This window comes from Nocardiopsis alborubida (genome assembly GCF_012396365.1).
GTDB classification, from domain to species: domain Bacteria; phylum Actinomycetota; class Actinomycetes; order Streptosporangiales; family Streptosporangiaceae; genus Nocardiopsis; species Nocardiopsis alborubida.
Genome location: NZ_JAAXPG010000015.1, coordinates 26964 through 46687 on the forward strand (window position 1 = coordinate 26964; position 19724 = coordinate 46687).

Consider the following 19724-nt stretch of genomic DNA (forward strand, 5'->3'; position numbering starts at 1 on the left):
CCAGAGCCTCTCACAACCCTGTCCAGGCACCGCTCCCGACTGTCAGCCGGACCAGGGCGGGCGCCGGAGGGAACCCGCGGGCACCGGCGGGGTGCGGCCGGGTCGACGCACGGACGGATCGCTCCGTCTTCGCCGGGTCCCGGTCCCGACCGGCTGTTCCCGCCCCCTGGGCACCGTGGGCACGTGCGCTCCGGCCAGGAAGACTCAGATCCCCGGCGTGCTGTGGGACGCCCCGTGGCTCCGAGCTCCCGCCCGTTCGTGGGGAGCTTTCTGCGCATGCTCTGGGTTCTGACCGGGCGCACGCTGACCTGGCGCCTGCCTGGGCAGCTCCGGCCCCCGCTACGCGGCACACGCGGCCGTCTGGGCACGTGTCGGAGTAGCAGCCGCCCTCGTGTCCACGGCCCTGCTTCAGGCCTCGATGATTACGACCGGTGATCACTCGGAGGACGGTCGAGAGCGCTCCCCGGCTCGCTCGGACGCCCGGAAAATGTCAGCACCCCGCCATCACGGGGACCGGAGGCAACCGGCACGGGAAGGGGCCGACCGGAAGTTCCGGTCGGCCCCTCAAGGCGCTCTCACAGCCGTGTTCCTACAGGTACTGGCCGGTGTTGGGCACCGTGTCGATGCTCCGCCCGGAGTCCGCGCCCTTCTTGCCCGTGACCAGGGTCCGGATGTAGACGATGCGCTCGCCCTTCTTGCCGGAGATGCGCGCCCAGTCGTCGGGGTTGGTGGTGTTGGGCAGGTCCTCGTTCTCGCTGAACTCGTCGACGCAGGCCTGCATCAGGTGCGAGACCCGGATGCCCTTGGACTGCTGGTCGATGAAGTCCTTGATGGCCATCTTCTTGGCCCGGGAGACGATGTTCTCGATCATCGCGCCGGAGTTGAAGTCCTTGAAGTACAGGACCTCCTTGTCACCGTTGGCGTAGGTGACCTCCAGGAAGCGGTTCTCCTCGCCCTCGGTGTACATGCGCTCCACGACCCGCTGGATCATGGCGTCCACCGTGGCCCTGGCCGACCCGCCGTGCTCGGCGAGGTCCTCCTCGTGCAGCGGCAGGTCCGTGGTGATGTACTTGCCGAAGATGTCGCGGGCCGCCTCGGCGTCGGGCCGCTCGATCTTGATCTTGACGTCCAGGCGGCCGGGCCGCAGGATCGCCGGGTCGATCATGTCCTCGCGGTTGGAGGCGCCGATGACGATGACGTTCTCCAGGCCCTCCACACCGTCGATCTCGCTCAGGAGCTGGGGCACGATCGTGTTCTCCACGTCGGAGGACACACCCGAGCCGCGGGTGCGGAAGATCGAGTCCATCTCGTCGAAGAAGACGATGACCGGGGTGCCCTCGGAGGCCTTCTCCCGTGCGCGCTGGAAGACCAGGCGGATGTGCCGCTCGGTCTCGCCCACGTACTTGTTGAGCAGCTCGGGGCCCTTGATGTTGAGGAAGAAGCTCTTGCCGACGTCGCGGCCGGTGCGCTCGGCGACCTGCCTGGCCAGCGAGTTGGCGACAGCCTTGGCGATGAGCGTCTTACCGCACCCGGGAGGACCGTAGAGCAGCACGCCCTTGGGCGGGCGCAGCTGGTGCTCGTAGAAGAGCTCCTTGTACAGGTAGGGCAGCTCGACCGCGTCGCGGATCATCTCGATCTGCCCGGAGAGGCCGCCGATGTCGGTGTAGGCGATGTCGGGGACCTCTTCGAGGATGAGCTCCTCGACCTCGGACTTGGGGATGCGCTCGTAGACGTACCCCGACCGCGACTCCAGCAGCAGCGAGTCGCCGGGGCGGATCGCCTCGTCGCGCAGCGGCTCGGCCAGTCGGACGATCCGCTCCTCGTCGTGGTGGGAGATGACCAGGGCGCGCTCGCCGTCCTCAAGGATCTCCTTGAGCATGACGACCTCGCCGACGGTCTCGAAGGACTCCACCTCGACGACGTTGAAGGCCTCGTTGAGCATGACCTCCTGGCCGGGGCGCAGGCTGTCCAGGTCCACCGAGGGACTGACGTTGACCCGCATCTTGCGGCCGTTGGTGAAGATCTCGACGGTCTCGTCCTCGCGTGAACCGAGGTAGACGCCGAAGCCCGACGGCGGCTGGGCCAGCCGGTCGACCTCCTCCTTGAGCGCCACGATCTGCTCGCGCGCCTCCTTCAAAGTGGAGACGAGCCGTTCGTTCTGGCCGTTGGCGGCGGCGAGGCTGGCCTGTGCCTCCCTCAGCCGCTCCTCCAGCAGGCGTACATGCCGGGGCGAATCGGCGAGCTTGCGCCGAACCACGCTGAGTTCCTTTTCCATGTAGGAGACCTGGGCCGTGAGTTCTTCGACTTCACGGTCCCGGTCGCTCTGACGCTCGTCGTCGCGCTCAGCCACGTCCGCCACCTCCCTATGAGGAACTACATCGGAGCCTACCTACCCTCGCCCTATTCCTAACCTCCCAGGGCCGGAGAGTGTCGTAGGCCTCATTTCCAGGTCTTGCGTCATCACAGGTCAGAGTGCTACCAGATGACTCGACGTAATGAGAACGTAACCTTTGGGTCCGGGCGCGGGCAAGGAATCCGCCCCTCCTGGCGATCCCTCCCCACCCACGTCAGCGGGCCTGCCCCGGACACGCCGAAGCCCGCCCGGACGGGTCCCCGTGGGGACCCGCCGAAGACGCACGGTGAGGAGGTGAGAAGCGGTGTGCGGCGTGTACGGGCGGGCTTGGGCGGTGGGCTCAGGCGGTGGGCCGTGAATCAGCCGCGGGCGTCGTCCCCCGGAACCCGCGGGGAGGCGTCGGCGGTGTCGTCCCCCGGGGTCTGCGGACCGGAGGCGTCGACCGCCCCGCCGGCGTCACCGTCACCGCGGGGCGCCTCGGGGACCACCGCGTCGGTGGCCAGCGCCCTGACCTCCTCGGCCGGGGTCCCCTCCGTTCCGGCCGCGCGCCGGTCCTGCTCGCGCGCGGCGGTGAAGTCCTTGCCGTAGGCCCCCTTGGCCGGACGGCGGCGGCGCTCGGGGGCCTCAGCCCCGTCGGCCAGGCGGCGCGCGACCACCAGGAAGCCGGTGTGCCCGATCATGCGGTGGTCCGGACGCACGGCCAGGCCCTCCACGTGCCAGGTGCGCAGCATGGTCTCCCACGAGCGCGGCTCGTAGAAGCGGGGGTCCTCGCGCAGCTGCTCCACCACGCGCGACAGCTGGGTGGTGGTGGCGACGTAGCAGCACACCAGACCGCCCGGGATGAGGGCGTCGGCGACCGCGTCCAGGCACTCCCAGGGCGCGAGCATGTCCAGGAAGACGCGGTCGACGTCGGTCTCGTCCAGCTCCTCCACCAGGTCGCCGACGGTGAGCTTCCAGGCCGGGTGCGGACCGCCGTGGAACCTCTCCACGTTCTTGCGGGCGATCTCGGCGAAGTCGGCGCGGCGCTCGTAGGAGTGCACCATGCCGCCCTCACCGACCGCGCGCAGCAGCCAGTTGGACATGGCCCCCGAGCCCGCCCCGGCCTCGACCACGCGCGCGCCGGGGAAGATGTCGGCCTCCACGAGCACCTGGGCGGCGTCCTTGGGGTAGACGATGGTGGCTCCCCGCTTCATCGACAGGGTGTAGTCGATCAGCAGGGGGCGCAGCGCCACGTAGGCCGTGCCGGTGTTGGAGCGCACCACACTGCCCTCGGGCTGTCCGATGAGGTCGTCGTGGTCGACCTTGCCCTTGTGGGAGTGGAAGGCGGCGCCCTCTCGCAGAGTGATGGTGTGCATGCGACCCTTGGGGTCGGTCAACTGCACGGTGTCGCCGTCGGTGAAGGGGCCGCGGCGGCCATGGATACCGGTCAACGTCGCTCTCGTCTTCCCACGTCGCTATTGGTTGGCAGGGCGATCGCCCAGGGTATCGGCCCCCCGGTACCGCGGCGAACGGGCGCGGTGCGCCCGCGCGTGCGAAAACCCCGCCCCCAGGGCAGTATTCAGCCTGACGGGCCCCCGACCGCGCCCGACCACCCACGAGGACCACGGGAGAAGACAACCCATGTCACAGCTGACCACGGGGCTGGGAATCGACATCGGCGGCAGCGGCATCAAGGGCGCGCCGGTCGACCTGACCACCGGCGAGTTCCTCAGGGAGCGGACGAAGGTCCTCACCCCCGACCGCTCCGACCCCGCGGCGGTGGCCGAGATCGTGCACGGGATCGCCGAGCACTTCCCCGAGGCCGCGGGAATGCCCCTGGGCGTGACCTTCCCGGGCGTGGTGCAGGGGGGCGTGGTGCGCACCGCGGCCAACCTGGACAAGAGCTGGATCGACACCGACGCGCGGGCGCTGTTCGCCGAGGCCGCCGGCCGACCGGTGCGCGTGCTCAACGACGCCGACGCCGCCGCCGTGGCGGAGACCCGCTACGGCGCCGCCAAGGGCGTGCCGGGGGTGGTGCTGCTGACCACCCTGGGCACGGGGATCGGCACCGCCCTGGTGGTGGACGGGCGCCTGGTGCCCAACACCGAGTTCGGACACCTGGAGATCGACGGCCACGACGCCGAGACGCGGGCCTCCTCGGGCGCCAAGGAGCGTGAGGAGCTGTCCTACCGCGAGTGGGCGACCGAGCGGCTGCAGCGCTACTACCGGGTCGTGGAGGACCTGCTGTGGCCGGACCTGATCGTGGTCGGCGGCGGGGTCAGCCGCAAGGCGGACAAGTTCCTGCCGCTGTTGGACATCCGCACGCCCGTCGTGGCCGCCTCGCTGCTCAACACGGCCGGGATCGTCGGCGCCGCCCTGGCCGCCGCCGAGTCCGAGGCGACCCGAGGCGGCCAGGGCGAGCGCTCCTAGGGGTGCAGCCGCAGCCCCCTGACCACCTTGTCCACGTCCGACCTGGGCCCGTGCACGGCCACGCCCACCAGGTCCAGGTCCGCGGCGGCCACCTCGCGCACGGCGGCGCGGTTGTCGTCGTCGTTGCCGGTGGCGAACAGCTGCTCGGTGTACAGCGCGGCGGCCAGGCCCCGGGAGCGGGCGCGCTCCAGCGTGCGGGCCAGGGTGCGCGCGTCCGCCCCGTAGACCAGCACGGGTTCGCGGAACATCGCCAGGTAGGTGTTGCCCGAGGCGTCCTCATAGGGCTTGCCGATGGAGCCGGGGCGCGCGTGCGCGACGCCGCTGCTGAGGAAGGCCGTCACGTTGAGCTTCTGCCAGGGGGCCAGGTCCCGGCGAACGGCCACGGCGATCTTGGTGTCGAAACGCATGGGTGTGAGGATGGCGCGGGCGCGGCCCCGCCGTCTTGGACGCTGGTGCGCGCGGGTACCGCCGGAGGCCGCGGGCGTCCGACAATGGAGGCGTGACAGGGGACTGGGCCAGGTACTGGCGTTCACCCGAGCGACCGCTGGAGGCGATGCACGCGCACTTCGAGCGGCACGCCTACCACCGGCACAGCCACGACGCGTACTCGTTCGGGGTGACGGAGTCGGGCGTACAGGCGTTCAACTGCCGGGGCGGCGCGCACGCGAGCGTGTCCGGGACGGTGCTGGCGTTCAACCCGGACGACCCGCACGACGGGCACGCCGGGGCCGAGCCGGGGTTCACCTACCGGATCGTGCACATCGGACCGGAACTGGTGCGGGAGGTGCTCGCCGACGCCGCCGAGGGCCGTGCCGGGCTGCCGCTGTTCGCCGACCCGCTGGTGGAGGACCCCCGGCTGGCCCGGGCCCTGCTGGGACTGCACTCGGCACTGTGGCGGGGAAGCCCCCGGCTGGCCGTGGACGAGGCCCTGCGCGGCGCGGTGGTGGCGGTGACGGGCCGCGGAGCGGTCGGGCGGCCGGAGGTGGCACCGGTGTCGGACCCGGACGCGGCGCGGGTGGCGGCCCGGGTGGAGGCGGTGCTGCGCGAGCGGTTCACCGAGGACGTGGGCGCCGGGGAACTGGCCGCGGCCGCGGGACGGAGCCGGTTCGCGGTCTACCGGGCCTTTCGGGCGGTGCGGGGGATGGCCCCCAGCGAGTACCAGCGGCAGCTGCGGCTACGGCGGGCCCGGGACCTGATCGCGGCGGGGGCACCGCTGTCGGAGGCCTCCGCGCGGTCGGGGTTCGCCGACCAGAGCCACCTGACACGGTGGTTCGGCCGCTGCTACGGCATCACGCCGGGGGCGTTCCGCTCCGCGGACCGCGCGCTCTCAGCCCTCGCCGACGGACATGGACAGGGCGACCACGATCCGCCGCGCGGCGGCGGCGGTGTGCGCGACCGGTGAGATGGGCACGCCCGCCAGCGCCGCGGGCAGCCCGTCCTGGAGCGGCCAGCGCATCCACCACCACAGGTCCCCGCGGTGTGGCCGCAGCAGGGCACGCTGGGGCCGGGCGCTGGGACCGGCGTCCACCGCCCCGCACAACCCGTCCTCACGGACCTCCACCCCGCGCGAGCGCAACTCGGCGGCCAGCCCGCGCAGGGCGAACTCCATCAGCTCCACGCGGTTCACCAGCTCGGCCGTGCCCGGGTCGCGCCTCAGGCTCGGACTCCCCGCCAGCGGGGTCTCAACGGTCAACGGGACTCCCCTCCCCTTCCCAGACATCTCTGGGACCAACGACCCTTGCACTCTGCCGTATCCGGGGGCGAAACGGCCGGTCCTATGCGCATCACGCATACGGACTTCTTTCTTACACATAGCCACCGGCGCTGCCCGGAGTCCCTAACCTAAGCTCATGCCCCAACCAGACGGCGTTCTCCCACCGGGCCTGTGGACACGTCCCCGTATGGCGGATGCCCTGGCCACCTGTGACATGGCGACGGTCATCGAGGGCGTGCGCGCGGCGCACGGCTGGTCCCAGGGTGACCTCGCCCGCGCGATCGACTACTCCCAGAGCTGGGTCTCGCGCGTGGTCAACGGCCAGCAGTCGCTGACCATCAGCCAGGTACACGACCTCGCCCGACGCCTGGACATCCCGCTGCACCTGCTGCGTTTCGGCGGCGGCGCGCCCCAGGCCCGTCCCGCCGAGAAGGGGGTGGACACCACGAGGCGCCGCGACTTCGGACGCGCGGTGGCCGCGGGAGCCCTGCTCACCGCCACCACCGCCGCCACGGTCACCGCCGGTGCGGCTCAGGCCCCGGTGGCGTCGGGCCCGTGCCCCGACACCGTCAACGAGACGACCGCGCCCTCCCTGCGCGCCATCACCGGGGGCCAGCGCCGCATGGACGCCACCTCCCCCTCCCGCCACCTGCTGCCCAGCGCTGTGGCGCACGTGCATCTGGCCGAGCAGATGCGTGGGCACTCGCACGGGACACCGTTCCACGGCGAACTGAGCGCCGCCGCCAGCGAGGCCTCCGGCTTCGCCGCCTGGCTGCACGCGGACCGGGGCGACATGGGATCGGCCAGGACGCACTACCGCACCGCGGTCATGCGTGCCCGCCAGGCGGACATGCGCCTGCTCGACGTGTACATGCTGGGCTCCCTGGCGGCCTTCGAGACCGACACCGCCGAGGACCACCACCTGGGCCTGGGACTGGTCCAGGAGGCCGAACACGTCCTGGGCCCCGCCGCCCACCCCACCGCCCGCGCCTGGCTCGCCTGCGTGGGGGCGCTCGCGCACGCCGGGAACGGGGACGGCGCGGCCGCCGCGCGCGCCCTGGGCCGGGCGGAGCGGGAGGTGGCCCGCTCCGCCAACACCGACCCGCCCTGGCCGTGGGTGTTCGCCTTCGACGAGACCAAGGTCGCCGGTTACCGCGCCCGGGTGGGCGTGCGGCTGCGCCAGCCGAACGACGCCCGGCGGGCCTTCGCCGAGGCGTTCGCGCCGAACAGCGCCAACCCCAAGCAGTCCGCGGTCCTCCAGGTGGAACTGGCCTCGGCGCACGCCGAGGCGGGGGACGTGGACGAGGCCTTCCGCCTGGTCCACGAGGCGCTGACCACGGGCGTCCGCTACGAGTCCGAGCGGGTCATCGGCCGGGTCCGGGCCTTTCGCCGCCAGCACTCGGGAACGCGGGCGCGCTGCGTGGCCGACCTGGACGACCGACTTCTGTCCCTGGTGAGCGGTATCACCGCTTAAGGGTAGAAAAGCCGCGAAGCGATCATCAGGGAGGTTTCGTGATCCACATCGGAGTCACCGGTCACCGCGACCTGACCCCCGACGTGCAACGCACCGTCACCGCGCTGCTCACCGCCCACCTGGAACCCTACGGCTGCGAGATGGTGGGCCTGTCCTGCCTGGCCGACGGCGCCGACACCGTCTTCGCCGAGGCCGTCGTCGCGGCCGGAGCCCCGCTGGAGGCGGTCATCCCCGCCGCCGGCTACCGCGAGGCACTGCCCCAGGAACACCACCCCGTCTACGACCGCCTCCTGCGACAGGCCGTCCTCGTGCACACACTGCCCTACACCGAGTCCACGCCCAAGGCCCACCTGGAGGCCGGAAGGCTGCTCGTACGGCGCTGCGACCAACTGGTGGCCGTCTGGGACGGCCAGCCCGCGCGCGGCCCCGGCGGCACCGCCGACGTGGTGGCCTACGCGCGCTCGCTCTTTCGCCCGGTCTCGGTGCTGTGGCCCGAGGGCGCCCGCCGCTGACCCGGCCCGGCGTCCGCCACCCGCGCCGCGCACCTCCGCCGCGAAGGGGGGAGCGGCCCCACCGGCACCGTCCGGCCCCAACCGGTTCAGCGTCCGCCCGAGACCACCGCGTTGACGTCCGCGGCCCTGAGCACCCCGCGCACCCCACCGCCCTCGTCCACCACCACGTACTCCGGCAGCGGATGACCCGTCAGCGCCCGCAACAACTCCTCACCCTCCAGCCCCACCGGCACCAGAGAATGCTCGGTCACCGCCCGGGACACACTCGACACCGGCACCCACGCCCGGCGCTCCGGTTCGATCGCCCCGGCCGCCGCCGGGTGCACCACCGCCGCGGGAACGCCCTGGACGTCGGTCACCACGACCTCCACCGCCTCCGCCTCCCGGGCCCGGCGCTCGGCCTCGGCCAGCGGCGTGTCGGCCAGCACCGTCACCGAGGAGCGGGCCAGATCGCGGGCGCGCAGACGCGGAATGCGCTCGCGCACCCGGGCGGCGCGCAGCGCGTCGGAGGCACCCATCCACATGAAACCGCCCAGGACGAATCCCCACACCACGCTCCACGGGCTGAGCCGCCCGCCCGCCCACCACGTGATCAGGAACGGCAGCGCCACCACCAGCAGGGCCAGCACCCGGCCGCCCCAGGCGGCGGCCACACTCCCCGCGAAGGGCCTGCCCGTCACCTTCCACACCCCCGCGCGCAGCAGCCGCCCACCGTCCAGCGGAAGACCCGGCAGCAGGTTGAACGCACCCACCAGCAGGTTGGCGATCCACAGCTGGAACAGCAGCTCACCCACCACGGTGCGCGGCTCGGTGAACAGGTACAGGCCGAACCCGCCCGCCGCCAGCAGCAGGGAGAACAGCGGCCCGGCGAACGCGATCCAGAACTCGCGGCCCGGCGTGGGCGCCTCGCGCTCGATCTCGGAGACCCCGCCCAGCACGTACAGCACGATGCGCCGGACCGGCAGGCCGTACATGCGCGCGACCACCGCGTGCGCCAGCTCGTGCACCAGCACGGAGGCGTAGAGCAGGACGGCGAAGACGAAGGCCAGCAGGTAGGCGGCGGGCCCCAGCGCCAGGCGGCCCTGGACGACACCGCCGTAGACCAGGGTGATCAGCGCCGCGACGATCAGCCACGAGGAGGTCACGTACACGGGGATGCCGAAGGGGCGGCCGATCAGTAACCCCGGCCTGGCGGAACGGTCGCGGGGCTTGGGCGCGGATGGGTCACTACCGGTCGTCACACCCCCAGACTACGGCTCGCCCGCCGCAACCGGACGGCGCCCACACCCCGGCACCCCGCCGCCCCGGACCACCCGGTTCTCCACAGGCCGCCCTCCTCGCCTCGCCCCCTGTCGCGACCTTCTCATAGGCTCGAACCATGACCACCGCGCTCCTTCCGTCCGCCCTCTCCCCCTCCCGGGCCTCCGACTTCCTCCAGTGCCCGCTGCTGTTCCGCTTCCGCACCATCGACCGCCTGCCCGAGGCGCCCAGCGCGGCGGCCCTGCGCGGCACCCTCGTCCACGCCTGCCTGGAGCGCCTGTACGAGCTGCCCGCCGAGTCGCGCAACCCGCGCAACGCCGTCGGCCTCGTCGACCCCCAGTGGAAGAAGCTGCGCGAGAACAAGCCCGAGCTGGACGAGCTGTTCGCCGACGACGCCGAACGCGACACCTGGCTGGAGTCCGCCCGCGACCTGGTCCGCCGCTACTTCGACCTGGAGAACCCCCCCGCCCTGGAGCCCCGCGACCGCGAGATGCGCCTGGAGGTGTCCCTGCCCACCGGCCTGCGGCTGCGCGGCTACGTGGACCGCATCGACGTCACCCCCTCCGGCCGGATCCGGATCGTGGACTACAAGACCGGCAAGTCGCCCGCCCCCCGCTTCGAGGACAAGGCCCGGTTCCAGATCTTCTTCTACGCGGTGATGATCTGGCGCGACCTCGGCGTCGTCCCCACCCGCCTCCAACTCGTCTACCTGGGCGGCGACGGCGCGGTGCGCTGGTACGACCCCACCGAGGACGAACTCCGGGCCGCGGAGTCCGAGATCGCCGACATCTGGGCGCGAATCGAGGCGGCCGGACGCGCCGGGGTGTGGGAGCCCAAAAAGAGCAAGCTCTGTGACTGGTGCGAACACCAGGCGCTGTGCCCGGCGTTCGGCGGCACCCCGCCGCCCCTGCCCGCACCGGCGGACCACCGACGCGGCTGACCCCGACCGCGCCGTCCCCGGGTTCGGATCCGACCACCACCGGAATACGGCACAATTCCCCCTGTGCCCGTCTCAGTACTGCTGGTCGACGACCAGCCCCTCGTCCGCGCCGGTTTCCGCATGATCCTGGAGTCCGCCCCGAACCTCTCCGTGGTGGGGGAGGCCTCCGACGGCCGCGAAGCGGTCCGCTCGACCCGCAGCCTGCTGCCCGACGTGGTCCTCATGGACGTGCGCATGCCCGGCATGGACGGGATCGAGGCCACCCGGCAGATCGTGTCGTGGGCGCGGCCCCTGGGCCACCGGGTGCGGGTCCTGGCACTGACCACCTTCGACCTGGACGAGTACGCCTTCGAGGTGCTGCGCGCGGGCGCCTCCGGGTTCCTGCTCAAGGACGTCCCGCCCGCCGAACTCGTGTCGGCCGTCGAGGTGGTCGCGGACGGAGCGGCGACCGTCTCCCCCACGGTGCTCAACCGCCTGCTCGACCGCTTCGCCCCGCTCCTGCCCTCCGCCTCCCCCGGCACCGAACCCGCCGGGGACACCCTGACCACCCGCGAACACGAGGTCCTGCGCCTGCTCGCGCGCGGGTGGTCCAACGCCGAGATCGCCGCCCACCTGGTACTGGGCGAGACGACCGTCAAATCCCACGTCGGCAACATCCTCACCAAGCTGGAACTGCGCGACCGGGTCCAGGCCGTGGTCTACGCCTACGAGCACGGCCTGGTCCGGCCCGGCGAACGCGACGGCGGCTCCGAGCCCGGCTCCGGCTGACGCCTCCGGACCGCGCCCCGGGGAAACCGGGCCACCAGGTCCGCGCTCCCCTGCCCGCGGCACGCATACCAGGCCACCCGGTTCACGGCCCCGCCGCCACCGGAACGCGAACCCGGCGCGCGGCGTGAGGCCCGGCCCCGCCGGGGCCACGGCTCGATCCGGTGCGGCCCCCGACCCCCCGCGCACGGGCCCCACCGCCCCACCCCGAAGACCCCGGCGCGTCGCTGTCGACGGGCCCCCGGCCTTGAAAGGATGATCCGGTGATCGAACTCACCGGCCACGACCCCCGTTCCGGGCGAACCCCACCCTCCGGGACCGCGTCCCCTCATGGGTTGTCCACAGCGCGCCGGCCACCACGGGTACAGGCGGGGAGGAGACGGAGACAGGGATGCCAAGCAAGCGGGAGCGCCCCGTGCCCCCGAGCGAGGACCGCCTGCTCAGCAGGATGCGGGACTGGCGGGAGGCACACGAGCGGGAGCTGACCCCGGACGGCTTCGACGAGACCGAGGACGTCAACCTCCCCGACGCCCGCGCCATCGACCTGGTGCTGCGGGTGGGCGAGCTGATGCTCGCCAGCGGAGAGGGCACGGAGGCCGTCAGCGAGGCGATGCTCAGCCTCTCGGTCGCCTTCGACCTGCCCCGCTCGGAGGTCTCGGTCACCTTCACCACCATCACCCTGTCCACCCACCCCGGGGGCGAACACCCCCCGATCACCGGCGAACGGGTCGTGCGCCGCCGCACCCTGGACTACTTCCGCGTCAACGAACTGCACACCCTGGTACAGCAGTGCGCGCTCGGCCTGCTCGAACTGGAGGACGCCACCGCCCGCCTGACCCAGATCAGACGCGCCCGCATGCCCTACCCCAACTGGCTCATCGCCGTCGGGTTCGGGCTCATCGCCTCCAGCGCGAGCCTCATGGTGGGCGGCGGCCTGATCGTGGCGACCGCGGCCTTCCTGGCCACCGTCATGGGCGACCGCACGTCGGTGTTCCTGGCCAAGCGGGGCGTCGCGGAGTTCTACCAGATGGCCGGGGCCGCGGTGGTGGCCGCCACGATCGGCGTGGCGCTGCTGTGGGCGAGCACCACGCTGGACCTCGGCCTCCAGGCCGGGGCGATCATCACCGGCAACATCATGGCCCTGCTGCCCGGCCGCCCGCTGGTCTCCAGCCTTCAGGACGGCATCAGCGGCACCTACGTGTCGGCGGCCGCACGCCTGCTGGAGACCTTCTTCATCCTGGGCGCGATCGTGTCCGGCGTGGGCGCGGTCGCCTACACCGCGCAGCGCCTGGGCGTGAGCATCGACCTGGAGGACCTCCCCTCCGCGGGCACCTCGGTGGAGATCCCCGTGCTGATCGGCGCGGCGGGGATCGCGGTGGCCTTCGCGATCTCGCTCGCCGTACCGCCGCGGATGCTGCCGATGATCGGCGTGCTCGGCGTGATGATCTGGGTGATCTACGCGAGCATGCGCGACCTGCTGCACGTGCCCGCGGTGGTGGGCACGGTCGCCGGCGCGGTCGCGGTGGGCGTGGTGGGCCACTGGCTGGCGCGGCGCACGCGCAGACCGGTGCTGCCGTACCTGGTCCCGTCGATCGCCCCGCTGCTGCCGGGCAGCATCCTGTACCGGGGCCTGATCGAGATCACGCAGGGCGACCCCTCCACCGGGCTGCTCAGCCTGGCGGAGGCGGTCACGGTGGGCCTGGCGCTGGGCGCGGGGGTCAACCTCGGCGGCGAACTGGTCAGGGCCTTCCAGCACGGCGGGCTGGCCGGTGCGGGGATGCGCAGCCGCCCGGCGGCACGCCGGACTCGCGGCGGGTACTGAGTTCCTTGTGGCCGGGGCCGGACAGAACAGAACCATTGCTGGCCTGGGGGTATCTCACCCACTGAGAGCGGACGACAGCAGCAGGACAAACACATCCGGGCTAAACCGCAACAAGCATGTGATGTGAACCACTACTCTTGGCGTCAGCTCAACGACGAGCACCTCTGGACCGAAAGGCCTGTCCCATGTGCAGCCACGAACCTGCCTGCCCGTCCTTCGAGGACACCGACCGCGAGGCGGCCCGGGTCGTCTCCAGCCACCCCGAACAGGGCTGGAGCCTGCTCTGCAACGGTGTCGTCCTTTTCGACGACACCGGTGAGCTGCTCCCCGACGGGGTGGTCGTCGCCCCGCACCGACCCCGCGTCGCCGCCTGACGTCCGGCCGCGCCCACACACCACGGCCGCGAGGCTGACGCGTCCCGCCCGTCGAGGGACACACGGCCCCCGGGCGGCGACGTGTCCCTGGCGGCCCCTGGTGACCGCGCGAGCGCCGGGGGCCGATCCCCCGGCCCTCACTCCCTCGCCGGGTCGGGCCACCCCTCCGGCAGCACGTCCCGGCCGCCCATCGCCTCACTCAGCCGACGCCGGAAGTCGGCGTGCACACCGGGCCCCCACACCAGCTCGCTCGGTGTGCGCAGCGCCTGCTCCATGGCAGACCTCAGCACATCCGGGCGCGCCTCCCCCTCCGCCACCGGCAGCGCCAGCAGGGCGTGCATCTGGGTGACCACGGCGAACAGCTCCCCCGCCAGGGCGGGAGCGCTCGCGGTCGCCACGGCCTCCTCCAGATAGGGATCCCACCACGGCTCCCCGTCCCCGTCCTCCCCAGGCGCGGCGAAGGCCCTGCGCAGCCGCCAGCGCACCTCCCCCGCGGTGTCCGGGTCCCGGTCGCCCAGGCCCAGCCGCCAGACCCGCTCGGCCGCGGCGGGGTCCCCGCGCAGGGCCAGCAGCCCCGCCAGGAGTTCCACGGCGGCGGCGAAGGTGCCCGGCGCGGCCCCCGCCTCCGTCCCCTCCGCGTCCTCGGAGGCCGTGTCCGGGTCCACGACCGCGCCGACGTCGGCGATGGCGTGCTCCAGGTGGGCGGCGGCGCGCAGCAGGCGCAGACCGGGATCGTCCGAGACCGACAGGCCGCGTTCGACCGCGACCGCGGCGGCGCCCGGCAGCCCCCGCCCCAACAGGCGTTCGGCCAGGTCGCGGGAGGCGTCCACGACGGTGGTGGCGTGCAGGCGGCCGAGCGAACCGGGATCGGACGGCAGAGCCAGCGCCGCCTCCCAGTGCTCCTCGGCCCCGCCGGTGTCGCCGCGCCCCTCGGCGGAGCGGGCCAGCCCGTAGTGCGCCACGGCCGTGTAGCCGGCCCCGCCCAGGTCGAGCAGACGGCGCCAGACGCGGTCGGCCTCGGCCTGGTCGCCGTCCTGTTCGAGGGAGAGCGCGAGGTGGTAGGCGGCGCGCGGGGCGTACCGCGAGTCGCCGGTGGCCAGGGCGCGGCGGGCGGCCTCACGGGCGGCGGCCAGGTCGCCCCGCTGGTCCTCGACCACGGCCAGGCCGAGCAGGGCGCGGGCCTGCACCCGCGGGTGGGGGTTGGCGGCCACCGCCTGCTGGTAGAGCTTGGCGGCGCGTTTGAGGTGGCCGCTCCCGGCGAGGTCCTGGGCCTGGTCGCACAGTTCGGCGGCGCCCTGCCCGGTCGGCGCCTCGGCCTCGTCGGTGTCCCGGGGGTCGGTGGCCGGGGGCGGGTCGGCGGGGCCAGAGCGCGCGGAGGGTCCGGACGTCGTGGTCATGTCTCCGCTTTCCATGGGGGTGGCGGGGTGGCGGTCCGCGTGGCGGGAACGCGTTCCGTGTCGCCGCAACTCTAACGCCTGCGGTGGCCGGGGCCGGAAGGTCCGCGCCGGAGTCCGGGGCCGTGGAGACCGTCTGGTTCTCCCCCCTCTCCTGAAGGGCACGAAGAGCAATCCGGACTTTTACGATGTAGATCTACAAGCGAAACAGGAAAGGGGCGCCGGTCCTCGGACCGGCGCCCCTCACCGCGGCCTCGGCCGCCCTACAGCTCGAAGGCCTCCGGCGGCGGGCAGGAGCAGACCAGGTTGCGGTCCCCGTAGGCCTGGTCGATCCGGCCGACCGGCGGCCAGTACTTGTCCGTGCGCAGCGACGCCAGCGGGTAGGCCGCCTCGGCGCGCGTGTAGCCGTGCGACCACTCGTCGGCGGTCACCGCCTCCGCGGTGTGCGGGGCGTTGCGCAGCGGGTTGTCCGCCGCGTCCCACTCCCCCGAGGCCACCTTGTCGATCTCGCCGCGGATCGCGATCATCGCCTCCACGAAGCGGTCCAGCTCGGCGAGGTTCTCGCTTTCGGTCGGCTCCACCATCAGGGTGCCGTTGACCGGGAACGACATCGTCGGCGCGTGGAAGCCGTAGTCCATGAGCCGCTTGGCGAGGTCCTCATTGCTGATGCCGCTGGCCTTCTGGAGCGGGCGGATGTCCACGACGCACTCGTGCGCCACCAGGCCGCCCGCACCGGTGTAGAGCACCGGGAAGTACGGCTCAAGCCGCCTGGCCAGGTAGTTCGCCGACAGCACCGCCACCTCGGTGGCCGAGCGCAGCCCCTCCTCGCCCATCATGCGCACGTAGGCCCAGGAGATGGGCAGGATGCCCGCCGAGCCGAACGGGGCCGCCGAGACCGGTCCCACGCCCGTGTGCGGGCCCGCCTCGGGCTGACCCGGGTGGTTGGGCAGGAAACCGGCCAGGTGCGAGCGGACCGCGACCGGGCCCACGCCCGGACCGCCGCCGCCGTGCGGGATGCAGAAGGTCTTGTGCAGGTTGAGGTGGCTGACGTCGGCCCCGAACTCGCCCGGCTTGGCCCAGCCCAGCAGCGCGTTGAGGTTGGCGCCGTCCACGTACACCTGGCCGCCCGCCTCGTGCACCAGACGGCACACCTCGGTGACGGTGTCCTCGTACACGCCGTGCGTGGACGGGTAGGTGATCATGATGGCGGCCAGGTCGTCGGCGTGCTTGCCGGTCTTGGCGCGCAGGTCGTCCAGGTCGACGTTGCCGTTGTCGTCGCAGGCCACCACGGCCACGCGCATACCGGCCATCACGGCGCTGGCGGCGTTGGTGCCGTGCGCGGAGCTGGGGATCAGGCACACGTCGCGGTGGGCCTCGCCGCGCGAGCGGTGGTAGCCGCGGATGGCCAGCAGCCCGGCGAACTCGCCCTGGGATCCGGCGTTGGGCTGGAGGGACACCGCGTCGTAGCCGGTGACCTCGGCCAGCCAGGCCTCCAGCTGGCGGATCAGGGCCACGCTCCCGGCGGCCTGGTCCAGCGGCGCCAGCGGGTGCAGCCCGGCGAACTCGGGCCAGGTGACGGGTTCCATCTCCGCGGTGGCGTTGAGCTTCATGGTGCACGAGCCCAGCGGGATCATCGTGCGGTCCAGGGCCAGGTCGCGGTCGGAGAGGCGGCGCATGTAGCGCAGCAGCGAGGTCTCGCTGCGGTGGGTGCCGAACACCGGGTGGGTGAGGTAGTCCACCTGGCGGGCCAGCTCGACGGGCAGGCGGTCGGCGTCCTCGTCCACGTTCAGGCGCACGCGCGAGGAGCCGCGCTCGGCCTCGCCGAAGGCGGCCAGGACCTTCTCCAGGTCGGCCTCGGTGGTGGTCTCGTCCACGCTCACGCCGACCGTGTACTCGTCGGCGGCGAGCAGGTTGTACCCGGCCTCCAGGGCGGACTCCACGACGCGGGCGGCGCTGGGCACGCGCACGCGCAGGGTGTCGAAGTAGGCGTGGTGCAGGACCTCGAAGCCGCGCTCGGAGAGGGCGTCGGCCAGGGCCGCGGTGCGGGTGTGCACCTGGCGGGCGATCGCGCGCAGGCCGTCGGGGCCGTGGTAGACGGCGTACATCCCGGCCATGACGGCGAGCAGGACCTGCGCGGTGCAGATGTTGCTGGTGGCCTTCTCGCGGCGGATGTGCTGCTCGCGGGTCTGGAGCGCCAGGCGGTAGGCGGGCTTGCCCGCGTTGTCCACCGAGACGCCGACCAGGCGGCCGGGAAGCTGGCGGCGCAGCTTCTCGCCCACGGCCATGTAACCGGCGTGCGGGCCGCCGAAGCCGAGCGGGACGCCGAAGCGCTGGGTGGAGCCGACGGCGATGTCGGCGCCCAGGTCGCCGGGGCTGCGCAGCAGGGTCAGGGCGAGGATGTCGGCGGCCACCACCGCGAGGGCGCCGCGCTCGTGGGCCTGGGCGATGACCTGGCCCGGGTCGCGCACCGCTCCGCTGGAGGCGGGGTACTGCACCAGGACGCCGAAGGCGTCGCCCTCGGGAAGGCCCTGGGACAGGTCGGCGACCACGACCTCGATACCGAGGGGTTCGGCACGGGTGCGCAGCACGTGCAGGGTCTGGGGGAAGACGTCGGCGTCGACGACGAAGACGTCGGCCTTGCTCTTGGAGGCCCGGCGGGTCAGGGTCATGGCCTCGGCGGCGGCGGTGGCCTCGTCGAGCAGGGAGGAGCCCGAGACGGGCAGACCGGTCAGGTCCGAGACCATGGTCTGGAAGTTGAGCAGGGCCTCCAGGCGGCCCTGGGAGATCTCGGGCTGGTAGGGCGTGTAGGCCGTGTACCAGGCGGGGTTCTCCATGATGTTGCGCAGGATGACCGGCGGGGTGAGGGTGCCGTAGTACCCCTGGCCGATCAGCGAGGTGCGCACCTGGTTGCGGGCGGCCAGGTCGCGCAGCTCGGCCAGGGCCTCGGCCTCGCTCAGCGCCGGGGGCAGGTCCAGCGGCGCGCTGCGCCCGGGCCCCGTGAGGATGGACTCGGGCACGGCGTCGGCCATGAGCTCGGCGGTGGAGCCGTAGCCGACCGCCTTGAGCATCTCCTGGACCTCGGCGGGCGTGGGGCCGATGTGGCGGTCGGCGAACACCCGGGCGGGCGCGCCCGGGGTGTGCACGGGCTGGTCTGGCACGGAGACCTCCTGGTGACAGGGCCGAGTCGGGTCGGCGGTGTTCCTCACGGTCTCCCCCTCTGTCACCGGACACGGCGGTGCCCAGGCTTCAGAGCGGCCTCCTCCACGCGGTCCATGGTGCCTGAGAGGTTACTGGGGAGTATTGCCCCGTCGGCGCCCCGTTGCGGGGTCTCTCTCGCGCGGTGTCGACAGCCAGCTGACGATCTGTACGTGTGTACAAAGCAGGGCGAATGTCGGTTTTCATCCCTGTTGTGACTACGACCGTACTCGATCGTCGCCCCGGGCAGCGCTTCCGGGCAGGCGTTTCGCCCAGATCACACCGAGAACCTGGAGGTTCCTCCAAGCGACCGCGTACCCGTGTCCGGTGATCCGGGCCCCTTGCCGCACCGCGCGTACGCCACGGCCGGCGGCGCCACGGCCGCCGAGGGCCCGGTCGGGGACGTGGGACCGGACGATTCCGCGTGAGCGGCGGCGGCTGCCGTGCGTCCCGTCGCGGTGGCTGGCACCGTGCCGCAGGTGTCGGGAACCCGGTCGGGGGCCCGAGGCCCCGAAGACCGTGGTCTTCCTCCCCCGCCCCTGGGGCAGGACGGTCTTCGCCGCGGCGGGGAACGGCGGTTCCGGACCCGGTCGCGGGCGGGTCCGCCCGCCTCAGCCGGTGCGGCGCTCCCGGCGGCGCCTGGCCAGCTCGTCCACGGGCTGGGGCGCCGTGGCGGGCAGGTCGGCCCGCTCCTCGGCCGGGACCACGCCCAGGGCCTCCTCCAGCTCACGCCAGACGTTGCCCAGCGCCAGGCCGAACATGCCCTGCCCGCGCTGCATGAGGTCCACGACCTCCTCCGGGGAGGTGCACTCGTAGACGCTGACGCCGTCGCTCATGAGGGTGATGCGGGCGAGGTCGGGGGCGGGGCGGCCGCGCAGGTGGTCGACCGCGGTCCGGATCTGCTGGAGGGAGATCCCGGTGTCCAGGAGCCGTTTGGCGACCTTGAGCAACAGGATGTCGGGAAGGCTGTACAGGGGGGCGTTGTGGGCTCCGGTGCGCACGCTCGGCTCCACCAGGCCGGTCCTGGCCCAGTAGTCGAGCTGGCGGTAGCTGATCCCGGCGGCCGTACACGCCGCGGGGCCCCGATACCCGGCGTCCATAGGCAGCGCCACCACGTCCTCTTCGCACAGTAGGCCCTGCTGCCCCGCTAGCCGCAGCGCGGACCGCCTGTCATGGGGATCCCGCTTGCCGCTCGCTACCGCCACGCCGACCTCCGGCTTCTCGTCCCACGGCGGTCTCGACAGGGGATGTCCACTCAGGGAACGGGTGCGCCGTGGGTTCCACTGCACTGAAGGTAGGACGGCCGACCGGCAGCGTCAACGACACCGCGCGGCGCGTCGCCAAGTGCGCGCGGCGCCGGTGTGCCGGGGCCTCCCCGGTGGCGCCCGACGCGCACACGGGGGTTTCGGCCCTGATCATTACGACCACTTCCGTTACCCAATCTATCACCGGCCCCGCGGACGGAGCCGCAGGTCGGAGCGTGTCCTCCCGGGGCACGCCACAGCCGTGGCG

Annotated in this window: 16 protein-coding genes and 1 riboswitch; of the genes, 8 read left to right on the plus strand and 8 right to left on the minus strand. The window is 72.8% G+C overall.

The genetic code is table 11. From position 1 onward, the window contains the following. Window positions 1-589 precede the first annotated feature (589 nt). Window positions 590-2359, minus strand: a complete 1770-nt coding sequence (gene arc, locus HGB44_RS16650; RefSeq protein WP_231972293.1) for a proteasome ATPase — start codon at window positions 2357-2359, stop codon at window positions 590-592. Window positions 2360-2712: 353 nt separating this feature from the next. After that, the gene (locus HGB44_RS16655; protein ID WP_082768233.1) at window positions 2713-3783 is read right to left on the minus strand and encodes a tRNA (adenine-N1)-methyltransferase; all 1071 of its coding nucleotides are present in this window, start codon (window positions 3781-3783) and stop codon (window positions 2713-2715) included. 190 nt (window positions 3784-3973) lie between these two features. Between HGB44_RS16655 and ppgK the strand changes: the two genes are divergently transcribed. Beyond that, window positions 3974-4762 (plus strand): polyphosphate--glucose phosphotransferase, encoded by a 789-nt coding sequence (gene ppgK / locus HGB44_RS16660; RefSeq protein ID WP_061079136.1) that lies wholly within the window; start codon window positions 3974-3976, stop codon window positions 4760-4762. Here ppgK and HGB44_RS16665 read toward each other — a convergent pair. Next, the gene (locus HGB44_RS16665) at window positions 4759-5169 is read right to left on the minus strand and encodes a DUF2000 domain-containing protein (RefSeq protein ID WP_061079135.1); all 411 of its coding nucleotides are present in this window, start codon (window positions 5167-5169) and stop codon (window positions 4759-4761) included. The two genes, ppgK and HGB44_RS16665, sit on opposite strands and share 4 nt — an antisense overlap. 92 nt (window positions 5170-5261) lie before the next feature. Here HGB44_RS16665 and HGB44_RS16670 point away from each other — a divergent pair, with 92 nt between their 5' ends. Continuing rightward, on the plus strand, window positions 5262-6164 hold the full coding sequence (locus HGB44_RS16670) for an AraC family transcriptional regulator (protein WP_231972291.1): 903 nt from the start codon (window positions 5262-5264) through the stop codon (window positions 6162-6164). Here HGB44_RS16670 and HGB44_RS16675 read toward each other — a convergent pair. Next, entirely contained in the window at window positions 6090-6455 is a 366-nt protein-coding gene (locus HGB44_RS16675) for a hypothetical protein (protein ID WP_061079133.1), read from the minus strand. The two genes, HGB44_RS16670 and HGB44_RS16675, sit on opposite strands and share 75 nt — an antisense overlap. A 208-nt stretch (window positions 6456-6663) precedes the next feature. Here HGB44_RS16675 and HGB44_RS16680 point away from each other — a divergent pair, with 208 nt between their 5' ends. Together HGB44_RS16680 and HGB44_RS16685 are read left to right on the plus strand one after the other, a co-directional pair. Continuing rightward, the gene (locus HGB44_RS16680) at window positions 6664-7950 is read left to right on the plus strand and encodes a helix-turn-helix domain-containing protein (protein ID WP_082768232.1); all 1287 of its coding nucleotides are present in this window, start codon (window positions 6664-6666) and stop codon (window positions 7948-7950) included. A 38-nt stretch (window positions 7951-7988) separates the two neighbouring features. Then, window positions 7989-8462: a hypothetical protein gene (locus HGB44_RS16685; RefSeq protein ID WP_061079131.1), complete on the plus strand. Its 474-nt coding sequence runs from the start codon at window positions 7989-7991 to the stop codon at window positions 8460-8462. Window positions 8463-8548: 86 nt separating this feature from the next. Here HGB44_RS16685 and HGB44_RS16690 read toward each other — a convergent pair whose 3' ends face one another. Continuing rightward, window positions 8549-9613 (minus strand): site-2 protease family protein, encoded by a 1065-nt coding sequence (locus HGB44_RS16690; RefSeq protein ID WP_061079130.1) that lies wholly within the window; start codon window positions 9611-9613, stop codon window positions 8549-8551. 227 nt (window positions 9614-9840) lie between these two features. Here HGB44_RS16690 and HGB44_RS16695 point away from each other — a divergent pair, with 227 nt between their 5' ends. The 4 genes from HGB44_RS16695 (at window position 9841) to HGB44_RS16710 (ending at window position 13623) form a co-directional block, all read left to right on the plus strand. Then, window positions 9841-10662 (plus strand): RecB family exonuclease, encoded by an 822-nt coding sequence (locus HGB44_RS16695; protein ID WP_061079129.1) that lies wholly within the window; start codon window positions 9841-9843, stop codon window positions 10660-10662. Between the two features lie 63 nt (window positions 10663-10725). Then, complete coding sequence (locus HGB44_RS16700; RefSeq protein ID WP_061079128.1) at window positions 10726-11430, plus strand: response regulator; 705 nt, start codon at window positions 10726-10728, stop codon at window positions 11428-11430. A gap of 388 nt (window positions 11431-11818) precedes the next feature. Then, complete coding sequence (locus HGB44_RS16705; RefSeq protein ID WP_231972282.1) at window positions 11819-13249, plus strand: threonine/serine exporter family protein; 1431 nt, start codon at window positions 11819-11821, stop codon at window positions 13247-13249. 185 nt (window positions 13250-13434) lie between these two features. Then, window positions 13435-13623, plus strand: coding sequence for a DUF5999 family protein (locus HGB44_RS16710; protein WP_017564807.1), 189 nt, complete (start codon window positions 13435-13437; stop codon window positions 13621-13623). A 137-nt stretch (window positions 13624-13760) separates the two neighbouring features. Here the strand turns inward: HGB44_RS16710 and HGB44_RS16715 are convergent, their stop codons facing one another. The 3 genes from HGB44_RS16715 to HGB44_RS16725 all read right to left on the minus strand — a co-directional run bounded on the left by HGB44_RS16715 (window position 13761) and on the right by HGB44_RS16725 (window position 19312). Next, the gene (locus tag HGB44_RS16715) at window positions 13761-15020 is read right to left on the minus strand and encodes a tetratricopeptide repeat protein (protein WP_061079127.1); all 1260 of its coding nucleotides are present in this window, start codon (window positions 15018-15020) and stop codon (window positions 13761-13763) included. Between the two features lie 260 nt (window positions 15021-15280). Beyond that, on the minus strand, window positions 15281-18175 hold the full coding sequence (gcvP, locus tag HGB44_RS16720; protein ID WP_061079126.1) for an aminomethyl-transferring glycine dehydrogenase: 2895 nt from the start codon (window positions 18173-18175) through the stop codon (window positions 15281-15283). A 98-nt stretch (window positions 18176-18273) separates the two neighbouring features. Beyond that, a riboswitch (glycine riboswitch) is annotated at window positions 18274-18363 on the minus strand. A 460-nt stretch (window positions 18364-18823) separates the two neighbouring features. Next, window positions 18824-19312, minus strand: a complete 489-nt coding sequence (locus HGB44_RS16725; protein ID WP_082768231.1) for a MerR family transcriptional regulator — start codon at window positions 19310-19312, stop codon at window positions 18824-18826. Window positions 19313-19724: the final 412 nt, after the last annotated feature.